The sequence below is a fragment of the Sphingomonas sp. OTU376 genome (genome assembly GCF_038440415.1).
GTDB classification, from domain to species: domain Bacteria; phylum Pseudomonadota; class Alphaproteobacteria; order Sphingomonadales; family Sphingomonadaceae; genus Sphingomonas; species Sphingomonas kyeonggiensis_A.
In genome coordinates, this window is sequence record NZ_JASATQ010000106.1 from 1 (window position 1) to 10,610 (window position 10,610).

Consider the following 10,610-nt stretch of genomic DNA (forward strand, 5'->3'; position numbering starts at 1 on the left):
CCGGGGAGCGTAGAGGTCTGGGAGCAGGAGGGGCGCTACCCCCTAGGCGTGATGATCCTCTTCGTCGCGGGAGAACCAGCGCTGGATCAGGTTGCGATTGTCGGCACGGGGGCGGGTGTCGTGCCCGTCATGGCCGTCATGATAGCCGTCGTCATAGCCTTCCGCGCGGCGCGGTTCGGGATCGGAGCCGATCGCGCGGCCATGGATGATCCAGCGCAGCACCAGCACCACCGCGAGCATCAGCAGGCACCACGGCCCGATGCTGGCGAGCAGCTGGACGAGCTGGGCGACCGAATTCTCGAGCGTCTGCCCCGCGGTCTGGAAATTCGCCTCGGACGAGCCGAGCCCGCTCAGCGCGCCGCTCGATTCATAGGTGAACAGCATCGGCACATTGGCGAGGGTCTGGCCCTGGCTGGCCTCGACCTCGGCGATCACCGCCAGCGCGTTCTGCAGCCGGGCCGCGCGCGCCTGGGCGTCGGGCGTGGTGCTCGACCTGGCATTCTGGAGCTGGTCCTGCAGCCGCTTGACCACCGCCACGCTGCGCGCGGTCGCGGTGGAGTCGGCGCCGGTGATCTCGGTATCGGTCAGCACGCCATAGGAAGCGGCGACATTCTTGGTGACCGCATCGCCGAACTGGCGCGCGATCGAGGGATCGATGCGTACGGTGAGCACCGCGCGGGTCTTGTTCCCGTCGTCCACCCGGTAGCGCATCGCCAGGATGCGGCAGCGCGCCGGGCCGATCCGGTCGCAGGCATCGGCATTGGACTGGAGGACGCCCTTCACCTTGGCGCCGGGCAGGCGATAGGCATAGCGATAGTCGAAGCCGGTGCCGGTGGAGGCGAATGCCTCGGCATTGGCGGACGATGCGAAGTCCGACTTGTCCTTGCCGTCCGCGGAGCGATTGATGTCATCGCAGCCCGCGAGCAGCGCGAACGCCGCCAGTGCCCAAACGAATCGCATGGGTTCCTCCCTGTTCCTTCACGAAGGAGTAACCATAATTTCGTGACAGGCCCAACCCGCCTGGATCGCGCCGGTCATCCCTTTTCGGGATCGCGCCGATCGATATCAGCAATGCTTATGGGTGGCGGGAGGCGTTGCACTGCCGCCCGCCTCTTCGTGTTCCGAGGGATCAATCAGGGAACAGCGGAGATCCGGACCGGCGCCGCGCTGCGCGCCACCGCCTGCTCGCGCGCCGTGGCGATCGCGCGCCTGGCCTCGGCCTGGCAGCGCAGCGATTCCGGCGCGGGATTGATGAAGCCGGGGCGCACCTTGCCGCAGACTTCGTCGAGCGCGCGGGCAATCCGGCGGTCGAGCGCCTTGCGATCGGCGGCACGGGAAAGGTCGAGATCGGCGTAGCTGACACGCGCGATATTGGTGCGGTCCTGCGCCTTCGCGGCCAGCGGGATCAGCGCCGGGGAAAGGATCAGGGCGAGGGGGATGAGCATCTTCAGCATGGCTTGGTTCCTTTGGATGCGCGCCATGTTCGGCACCCCCTCCATCTGCGCCCGAAGCCGCGCCGGGACCAACTAATCCTTGGCTAACAGGCATAAGCTGTGCTTGTATATGGAAATGCGCCGCCTTCCGCCTCTCGCCGCCGTTCGCGTCTTCGAAGCCGCCGCGCGCCACGGCAATTACACGCGTGCCGCCGAGGAACTGGGCATGACCCAGGCTGCAGTGAGCTATCAGATGAAGCTGCTCGAGGAGCGGCTGGGCGTGGCGCTGTTCGCACGCAGCGGCCGCGGCATCGCGCTCACCGAGGTCGGACAGCGGATCGCGCCCCAGCTCACCGGCGCGTTCGATGCGATGGGCAAGGCCTTCGCATCGATCCATGCCGAGACCGAGAGCGTGATCAGCATCACCGCGCCGCGCACGCTCGCCACCAACTGGCTGGCGAGCCGCCTGGGCTCGTTCCAGCTCGCCCGGCCCGACCTGGCGGTGCGCCTCCATGTCGGCGACGAGATGATCGACCTGCTCGCCGGCGAGGCGGATATCGCGCTGCGCGGCGCGCCCGGGCCGATGCCGGGCCATTGCTGCCACTTCCTGATGCGGATGCCGGTCACGCCGATGGCCAGCCCGGCTTTCCTGGCCAAGCATCCGCCGGTGCGCACGCCGCAGGACCTGCTCGAGCTGCCGCGGCTTACCTATCGCGACGATTGGTGGGACTTGTGGTTCGCGGCCGCGCTGGGCGAGGCGCCCGATACCAGCCAGATGCCCGGGCTGCGCTTCGATTCGCAGATCCTCGACGGCAATGCCGCGATCGCGGGGCACGGCTTCGCGATCCTCAGCCCGCCTTTATGGCAGCCGGCGATCGATGCCGGCCAGCTCGTCCAGCCGCTGCCGCAGGTGGCGCATTACCGCAATGCCTTCTGGCTGATGTATGCCGAGAGCAAGCGCAACCAGCCCAAGATCCGCGCCTTTCGCGACTGGCTGCTGGCCGAAGTGAAGCTCTCGCTGCGCGACGATCGCTGGGGGGCGGGGGTGCCGCCCGAGGGGGTGCAGGCCTGACGCTTTCAGTTCCCGGGCGAAGGCCGGGGAACCGCTTGCTGACGGAACAGGGGGACGGGGACAAGCCGTCCCCCTGCCGGCGTCATGCCTTAGAAGCGCACGCCGATGCCGGTGAGCAGCTGGTGGCGATCGTTCTTGAGGTTCCCGACATCGCTGTAGCTGGTGTAGCGATATTCGGCCTTGGCATAGACGTTCGAGGTGAGCTTCTGCTCAAGGCCTGCGCCGAGCCGCAGTCCGTCGGACTTCCTGTCGAAGGACGGGCCGGCGCTGCTCGCGATATTGTAGCTCTGGCTGGCCCAGCCGACCTTGCCGTAGATCAGCGTCTTCGGGCTCAGCGCATAACCAAGGCGGCCGGAGACATCGATGTCGCGGCCGGCGCTGACCTTGTAGCTGTTGGGGTCGCCGGGCGGGAAGGGGCCGACCTTGGTGTTGCCGGCGACCATCCAGCCGATACCGGCTTCCACGCCGAGCGTGACACGCTTGCCGACCGCTACGTCGAATCCCGCGGCGCCGCCGGCACGCATGCCGGTCAGTTCCTGGCCGGCAATAGCGTCATCGCCGCTCTGGTCGAGGCCGATCGTTGCTTCGACGCGCGGGCCGGCAAAAGCCTTGGCCGGCGCCTGTTCGGTTTCCTGAGCAAAGGCAGTGTTCGCGCCGGCGAGGCAAGTCGCGGCGGCGAGTATCAGGATCGAGTTACGCATGTTGCTCACTTTCGTTCAAATTCCCCTGTGTTTCGGGGACGGAACGACGATGATGATCCCGCAATGATCCGTGAGAATTTGTAATGCTGCGGTGAGATTTTGCGAGAAAATGCGAAATGCGGCAGGGTTCGTGTTTTAATACTGACTCTATTGTGGCGATTTCAGGATTTTATGGCGGATTTGCCTTTTTTTATTGCTGCGGCGGAGGGCGATTTATGCAGCCGCCCTCCGCCGCGCGCGCCCCGGATATCCATCCCGAGCTCTTCCTCGTTGGTCTGGTCATAGCCGATCGTGGCTTCGATGCGGGGGCCGGTGAAGGGATTCCGGCCGGTGTCCCGGGGTTCGGCGCTGTCCTGGGCGGCGGCGGTGGAGGCGCCGAAGGCAGTGAGGGCGAGGGCAGTGAGCAGGAGGGGCTTGCGCATGGAGTATCCTTGTTCTGGAACGACGTCTCGCGTCTGGCCCGAACACGGAGGTGCTTCCGGTCGCCCGCAGAAACCTGCGACCAGGGTCGACCGGCATGCGACCGGGGCCGCCCGCGCCTGGTGCATGCGGAGCGAAATAGATTGTGCCGCGGGCTGGAAAAGTTGGAAATGTTCTGCTTTGGTTCCGGAATGCCTGTCTGCTCCGAACCCTGGCTTCGATCATCGGCTTCGTTGCCGCTCCCGCGTGTGCGTGGGGATTCAAGGGATTCAACATTTTTTGGCGAGGGATTCGGCAAAAGCGTGGAAAATTCGTGGTTTAGGGATTCAACCAATCGGTTGAGCATCGAAATGCCCGACGACATGGTTGAATGTCGCCGCCACCCGGCTTGGCGCTTTGGCTTTGCTGCTGCTATCCGGGGTGGGAAATGAGCCTAGACACCGATCTCCAAGACCCCGGCGCGCCTTCCGATGTCCCCTTCGACAGCGCGCTTTCCGAGCGCTACCTGGTCTATGCGCTCTCTACGATCACCGCGCGCTCGCTGCCCGATGTCCGCGACGGGCTGAAGCCGGTCCACCGCCGCCTGCTCTGGGCGATGCGGCTGCTGCGGCTCGATCCCGCGAGCGGCTACAAGAAGTGCGCCCGCGTCGTCGGCGACGTGATCGGTAAATACCATCCGCACGGCGATCAGTCGGTCTATGACGCGATGGTCCGCCTCGCCCAGACCTTTGCTCTCAGATACCCGCTGGTCGACGGCCAGGGCAATTTCGGCAATATCGACGGCGATAACGCTGCGGCCTATCGCTACACCGAGGCACGGCTCACCCAGGTCGCCATCGACCTGATGGACGGGCTCGACGAGAATGCCGTCGATTTCCGCCCCACGTACAACGGGGAAGACGAGGAGCCGGAGCTTTTCCCGGGCCTGTTCCCGAACCTGCTCGCCAATGGCGCGGCCGGTATCGCGGTGGGCATGGCGACGAGCATCCCGCCGCACAACGCCGCCGAGCTGATGAACGCCGCGGTGGCGCTGATCGACAATCCCCAGGCCAATGTCCTCGACTATGTCCAGGGTCCGGATTTCCCGACCGGCGGCATCATCGTCGACAGCCCGGCGGCGATCGCCGAGGCCTATAGTACCGGCCGTGGCGGCTTCCGGGTGCGGGCGAAGATCGAGAAGGTCACCGAGAAGGGCGGGGGCTGGCACCTTGTCGTCTCGGAGATCCCCTACGGCGTCCAGAAGGGCAAGCTGATCGAGGGGATCGCCGATCTCATCAACGAGAAGAAGCTGCCGATCCTTGGCGATGTCCGCGACGAGAGTGCCGAGAATATCCGCATCGTGCTCGAGCCGCGCAGCCGCACGGTGGTGGCCGAGGACCTGATCAACAGCCTCTACCGCCTCTCGGACCTCGAGACGCGCGTGCCGCTCAACCTCAACGTGCTCGACAAGCACCGCACGCCGCGGGTTATGAGCCTGCAGGAAGCGTTGCTCGGCTGGATCGAGCACCAGTTCGTGGTGCTGCGCCGCAAGTCCGAGCACCGCGTGGCGAAGATCACCGACCGGCTGGAGCTGGTCGGCGGCTATATCATCGCCTTCCTCAACCTCGACCGGGTGATCGAGATCATCCGCACCGAGGATGAGCCCAAGCCGGTGATGATGGCCGAGTTCGAGCTGACCGACCGCCAGGCCGAAGCGATCCTCAACATGCGTCTGCGCTCCTTGCGCAAGCTCGAGGAGATGGAGCTCAAGCGCGAGCGTGACGCGCTGGAGAAGGAAAAGGCCGATCTGGAGACGCTGCTCTCCTCCGATGCGCGCCAGCGCACCCGGATGAAGCGCGACCTTGCCAAGATGATCGAGCGCTACGGGCCGGAGACGGTGCTCGGCAAGCGCCGCACCGTGGTCGAGGAAGCGGCGCCGGCGCGCGAGATCCCGCTGGAAGCAATGATCGAGCGCGAGCCGATCACGGTGATCCTGTCGGCGCGCGGCTGGATCCGCGCGATGAAGGGGCATGTCGAGGATCTGTCGGGCGACGCGCTGAAGTTCAAGGAAGGCGATGCTGCCTATCTCGCCTTCCACGCCCAGACCACCGACAAGCTGCTCCTCGCCGCCGATAATGGCCGTTTCTACACGCTGGGCGCGGACAAGCTGCCCGGCGGGCGCGGATTCGGCGAACCGGTGCGCCTGATGATCGACCTGGAAGGCGAGCGGAACATCGTTGCGCTGCTGCCGTCCAGCCTCGCACCGAAGCTGCTGGTCGCCGCCGATGACGGGCGCGGCTTCGTCGTGAAGGTCGAGGATGTGATCGCCGAGACCCGCAAGGGCAAGCAGGTCGTGACGCCGCGTGCGGGCGCGCATCTCAAGCTGGTCCGGCCGATCGGGGCCGAGGACGATGCGGTGGCGGCGGTTGGCGACAATCGCAAGCTGCTGGTCTTCCCGCTCTCCGAAGTGGCGGAGCTTGGGCGCGGCCAGGGCGTTCAGTTGCAGCGCTACCGCGACGGTGGCCTGAGCGACGTGCGGACGTTCAGGATGGTCGATGGCCTGAGCTGGGCGATGGGCGGCGAGAGCGGCCGGACGCGGACGGAAAGCGACCTCTCGCCCTGGCGCGCTACACGCGGCGCGGCGGGGCGGATGGCGCCCAATGGCTTCCCGCGGGACAATCGTTTCTGACCCGCGGATAAAAGTCTGTTGTTTCAGGTGGTTTTAACCAATCGGGGCTAGGCCGGTCACGATGGTGTTCGCCAGAGCAAAGAAGAAACGAGTCGAGGCACCGCTGCCCCCGCCGCAGCCGGCGGACCCGCTTGTCTTCGGCCCGGGCGTCTCCGCGATGATGCTGGACATGCTGCCCGTGCCCGCGGCGATCATCGAATTGCAGGAAGACGGCTTCGTCTTCGACGCGGTCAACCGCCCGTTCCGCCTCGCCGGGCTCGGCACCATCGCCAGCGAGTCGCCGCTGATTCGGCTGCTCGGTCCGCGGCTCAAGAAGTTCGTCGAATCGAACGAGATGCAGTGCGAGATCGGCTGGCAGTTCGGCGACGAAGTCGATGCCCGCCACTTCCGGGTCATCATGGCCAAGCGTGCCGACCGTCGCTCCGCGCCGCGCTGCATGGTCACGCTGATCGACCACACTTCGGAACTGCGCACCGAATACAGCCTGCGCCGCGAGATGGCGACGGACAGCCTGACCGGCCTGCCCAACCGCGCTGGTTTCTCAGATGCGCTCGAGCATGCGATCACGCCGGAAAATGCCCGGGATTTCGCGGTGCTGGTGGTCAATCTCGACCGGTTCAGCCGCGTCAACGCCTGCATGGGCGGCCTGGCCGGCGACGAGCTGCTCATCACCGTGGCACGCCGGGTCAAGGGCGCGCTGCGCAGCCGCGACACGCTGGCCCGGATGGGCGGCGACGAGTTCGGCGTGCTGCTGACCCTCGACGAGGGGCCGGGCGACGCGCTCCATGTCGCCAAGCGCATCCAGGCGGCGCTGGCCAACCCGTTCCGCCTCTCCGACTTCGAGATCCGGGTCGATTGCTCGATCGGCATCGCGCTCGGCGCCGACAATGACGGCGATCCCGAGGATCTGGTGCGCAACGCCCAGTTCGCGGTGAAGCGCGCCAAGAAGAGCGGCCGCACCGAGATCTACCAGACCCACACCTTCGACATCGCCCGCGAGCAGTTCGGCATCGAGACCGAGCTGCGCCGGGCGATCGAGAACGGGCAGATGACACTGTGCTACCAGCCGATCTGCGACCTCGCGAGCGGCCGGATCACGTCGTTCGAGGCGCTGGCCCGCTGGACGACCGAGGACGGCGTCCGCCTGTCGCCCAATGATTTCATCCCCGTCGCCGAGGAATCGGGCCTGATCATCCCGCTCGGCCGCTGGGCGATGGAAGAGGCGGCGCAGACCATCGCGGCCTGGGACCGTACCGCGGGCGGCGATTGCGGCGTCAAGGTCGCGGTCAACCTCTCGGCGATCCAGCTCCAGCGCGATCACATCCCGGCAATGGTCAAGAACGCGCTCGACCGGCACGGCGTCGACGGCAGGCGCCTGACGCTGGAGCTTACCGAGAGCGCGATCGTCACCGATCCGGACCGCATCGCCCAGACGATGAACGCGCTGAAGGACCTCGGCGCCACGCTGGCGATGGACGATTTCGGTACCGGCTATTCGAACCTCGCCTATCTCCAGAAGCTGCCGATCGACCTGCTCAAGATCGACCGCAGCTTCGTCTCCGGGATGCTGGCCGATCGCGACAAGGTCGCCATCGTCCGCGCGATCCTCAGCCTTGCCCAGGCCCTGGGCATGCAGACCACGGCCGAGGGCATCGAGACCAACGAACTGGCCCAGACGCTGGCGGCGCTGGGCTGCACCTATGGCCAGGGCTTCCTCTATTCGCGCGCGCTCGAGCGCGACGATGCCTATCAGTTGCTGACCGAACGCAACGCCTGAGCCACGGCTTCATCGGCCAGCGCCGATACGCGCTGCTCGTCCGGAAAGCCCTCGTCTATCCAGCGCCGCTCAACTTCCTTCATCAGCCGCGCCACTTCCGGCCCGGCCTTCACCCCCCGTGAGACGATCGCACCGCCGCCCAGCGGGAAACGGGGCGGCTGCCAGTCGCGGATTCCCAGCGCATCGGCGAGGGGACGATCGGACAGCAGCAACTGGTCGAGCGCCGTCACGACGCCGGTACGATAGGCCAGGGGGCGGGGCTCGTCTTCTGGCGCAATCACTGCCGCGGCCAGGCGCTTGCGCTGGACGTTGGACAGCTTGAGCCGGGCAGCGATCAGTTCGGCAAGCATGGGGTCGGCCGGGATCAGCGATGCCAGGCGTCGGATCGCGCTTGGTGCGACTCCAGCTTCGGTCTCGCGCGCGGCGAGGTGGGCGAAACGATTGGCGGACGTGATTTCCGGCAGCACCGACAGGAAGATGCCGCGCTCGATCATCAGCGCCACGACACGGACCGCGTCCCTGGCGACGAGCAGCTTGAGCAGCTCATCGGCGATGCGTTCGCGGCTGAGCGCCATCAGGTCGTTGGCGCGATCGGTGCAGGCCTCCAGCCCGGCCGGGTCGGCGATGTCGCCGAAGCGCGCGAGGAAGCGGAAGAAGCGCAGGATGCGCAGATGATCCTCGGCGATGCGCTGGAGCGGATCGCCGATGAAGCGGACATGGCGTGCCTCGAGGTCCGCCAGCCCGCCGAAATAGTCGAAGATCGCGCCGGTAGCGGGATCGGCATAGAGCGCGTTCATCGTGAAATCGCGCCGGGCGGCGTCCTCGCGCCAGTCATCGGTGAAGGCGACCGTGGCGCGGCGGCCATCGGTGGAGACGTCCCGGCGCAGGGTGGTGACTTCGACCGGGCCGCTCTCCAGCACCACGGTGACGGTGCCATGGTCGATGCCGGTAGGCACGACGCGAATGCCCGCGGCCTTCAGCAGCTCGATCACGCGCTGGGGCGACAACGGGGTCGCGACGTCGAGATCGGAGACGGGCAGGCCAAGCAGGGTATCGCGTACCGAGCCGCCGACGAAACGGGCGTCGCCCAGCACGTCGATCAGCCGGTCCAGCCCCTCGCGGTGGCGCCATTCGGCATCGGGCAGGATCATGCCGCCCATTTCAGCCGCCTCGACAAATTTACCAGCATCGCCGCCGTTGCTCCCCAGATCCGGCGATCCTGCCAGAGTATCTCGTAATAATGCCGATCCCGGCCCTGATATTGCGTCACCTGCTGGCGTTGATTGGCGCTGTCGAGCAAGAAATCGAACGGCACCTCGAACACGCTGGCGACCTCGGCCTCGGAAGGGGTCAGGAGGAGATCGGGCGGAACGACGCCGATCACCGGGGTGACGACATAGTTGGTGACGGTGCGATAGTCGTCGGTAGTGCCGACCACTTCGACCAGGGCAGGTGGCAGCGCGATCTCTTCCTGCGCCTCGCGCAGCGCCGCGCCGATCGGGCCGTCATCGCCGGGGTCGATGCGACCGCCGGGAAAGGCGACCTGGCCCGCATGGCGGCGCAGCGTCTCGGTGCGCTGGGTGAGGATCACGCCCGGCGAAGGGCGATCCGTCACCGCGATCAGCACTGCTGCAGGATTGCCGCGCACTTCGGGATCGAAATCATAATGGTCGCCCGGCAGCAGCAGCGGCGAATGATCGGCCGCGAGCGCCAGCCGGAGACGATCGGCCAGGTTCACGCAGCTGGCTCCAGCGGGAAGAAGCTGCCATTGCTCCACACGCCCGGCGGCGCGCTGCCATTGGCGAGCGCGATCTCGGCAAGCTCGTAATAGACGGTGCGCGCGACCAGCGCCTCCAGCCCGCGACGGACATGGAGATAGGGCCGGGGGCCGTCCTCGCGTTCCTCGAAGCGCAGGCCATGCTCGGGGCCGGCGGTCACCAGGTCGCCGGTGTTGAGCCGGAAGGCGAGCTTCATCGCTTCGCCTTCGCCCTCGCGCTTCATCTCCACGGCAACAAAGGGCGCGTCCTCGACATCGATGTCGAGCTTCTCGACCGGGGTGACCAGCACGAACCGCCCGTCGGGCTCATGCCGCAGGATCGTCGAGAACAGCCGGACCATCGGCAGGCGGCCGATCGGCGAGCCCTGGTGGAACCAGGTGCCGTCGCGCGCGATCCGCATATCGCTGTGCCCGCAATGGCTGGGGTTCCAGCTCTCGACCGGGGGCAGGCGATTCTCCTCGGCCAGGCGTGCGATCTCGGCGAGCGAGAGGCTGGCGAAGTCGGGCGGGGGCGGAGAGGGCATCGATTCGCCTCAATCGGCAGCGCGGCCGGGGCCGCGGAAGTTTACGAAACATACGCTACAGGTGGCCCGGCTTCCCGGCCCCGAACGGCTCTGCGAACGAAGGAGGCGAGGGAAAGGCTGCGTGCGATCGGCCATGCCGGGGACCCAAGCAGACAAAATCCAACATGGGAAGCGGCGACATGGCTTTTCCCCCGCGAAAGCCGGGGCCCAGGGTCGCGGGGGATATGGCCGAGAAGCC

Annotated in this window: 10 protein-coding genes; 3 read left to right on the forward strand and 7 right to left on the reverse strand. The window is 66.7% G+C overall.

Translation table 11 applies throughout. The features are described 5' to 3' along the window. Positions 1-42: 42 nt before the first annotated feature. On the reverse strand, positions 43-960 hold the full coding sequence (locus tag AAHM44_RS23865) for a hypothetical protein (RefSeq protein WP_269575555.1): 918 nt from the start codon (positions 958-960) through the stop codon (positions 43-45). Between the two features lie 173 nt (positions 961-1,133). Continuing rightward, positions 1,134-1,454, reverse strand: coding sequence for a UrcA family protein (locus AAHM44_RS23870; protein ID WP_269575554.1), 321 nt, complete (start codon positions 1,452-1,454; stop codon positions 1,134-1,136). Between the two features lie 115 nt (positions 1,455-1,569). Between AAHM44_RS23870 and AAHM44_RS23875 the strand changes: the two genes are divergently transcribed. Beyond that, positions 1,570-2,505, forward strand: a complete 936-nt coding sequence (locus AAHM44_RS23875) for a LysR substrate-binding domain-containing protein (protein ID WP_269575553.1) — start codon at positions 1,570-1,572, stop codon at positions 2,503-2,505. Between the two features lie 89 nt (positions 2,506-2,594). On the opposite strand, the gene AAHM44_RS23880 is transcribed toward AAHM44_RS23875, so the two are convergent. Both AAHM44_RS23880 and AAHM44_RS23885 read right to left on the reverse strand, forming a co-directional pair. After that, entirely contained in the window at positions 2,595-3,206 is a 612-nt protein-coding gene (locus AAHM44_RS23880; RefSeq protein WP_269576467.1) for an outer membrane protein, read from the reverse strand. Positions 3,207-3,367: 161 nt separating this feature from the next. After that, the gene (locus AAHM44_RS23885) at positions 3,368-3,628 is read right to left on the reverse strand and encodes a hypothetical protein (protein ID WP_342251556.1); all 261 of its coding nucleotides are present in this window, start codon (positions 3,626-3,628) and stop codon (positions 3,368-3,370) included. 425 nt (positions 3,629-4,053) lie between these two features. Here AAHM44_RS23885 and parC point away from each other — a divergent pair, with 425 nt between their 5' ends. Both parC and AAHM44_RS23895 read left to right on the forward strand, forming a co-directional pair. After that, entirely contained in the window at positions 4,054-6,294 is a 2,241-nt protein-coding gene (parC, locus tag AAHM44_RS23890; protein ID WP_342251557.1) for a DNA topoisomerase IV subunit A, read from the forward strand. A 160-nt stretch (positions 6,295-6,454) separates the two neighbouring features. Further along, on the forward strand, positions 6,455-8,071 hold the full coding sequence (locus tag AAHM44_RS23895) for a putative bifunctional diguanylate cyclase/phosphodiesterase (RefSeq protein ID WP_269576466.1): 1,617 nt from the start codon (positions 6,455-6,457) through the stop codon (positions 8,069-8,071). Here AAHM44_RS23895 and AAHM44_RS23900 read toward each other — a convergent pair. From AAHM44_RS23900 to AAHM44_RS23910, 3 genes are read right to left on the reverse strand one after another with little or no spacing between them, the layout of a single operon-like run. Beyond that, positions 8,044-9,231, reverse strand: coding sequence for a CCA tRNA nucleotidyltransferase (locus tag AAHM44_RS23900; RefSeq protein WP_269575550.1), 1,188 nt, complete (start codon positions 9,229-9,231; stop codon positions 8,044-8,046). The genes AAHM44_RS23895 and AAHM44_RS23900 overlap by 28 nt on opposite strands. After that, positions 9,219-9,809, reverse strand: a complete 591-nt coding sequence (locus AAHM44_RS23905) for a CoA pyrophosphatase (RefSeq protein WP_446746022.1) — start codon at positions 9,807-9,809, stop codon at positions 9,219-9,221. The genes AAHM44_RS23900 and AAHM44_RS23905 overlap by 13 nt, the downstream gene beginning before the upstream one ends. Next, positions 9,806-10,372 (reverse strand): DUF1285 domain-containing protein, encoded by a 567-nt coding sequence (locus AAHM44_RS23910; RefSeq protein ID WP_269575549.1) that lies wholly within the window; start codon positions 10,370-10,372, stop codon positions 9,806-9,808. The genes AAHM44_RS23905 and AAHM44_RS23910 overlap by 4 nt, the downstream gene beginning before the upstream one ends. Positions 10,373-10,610: the final 238 nt, after the last annotated feature.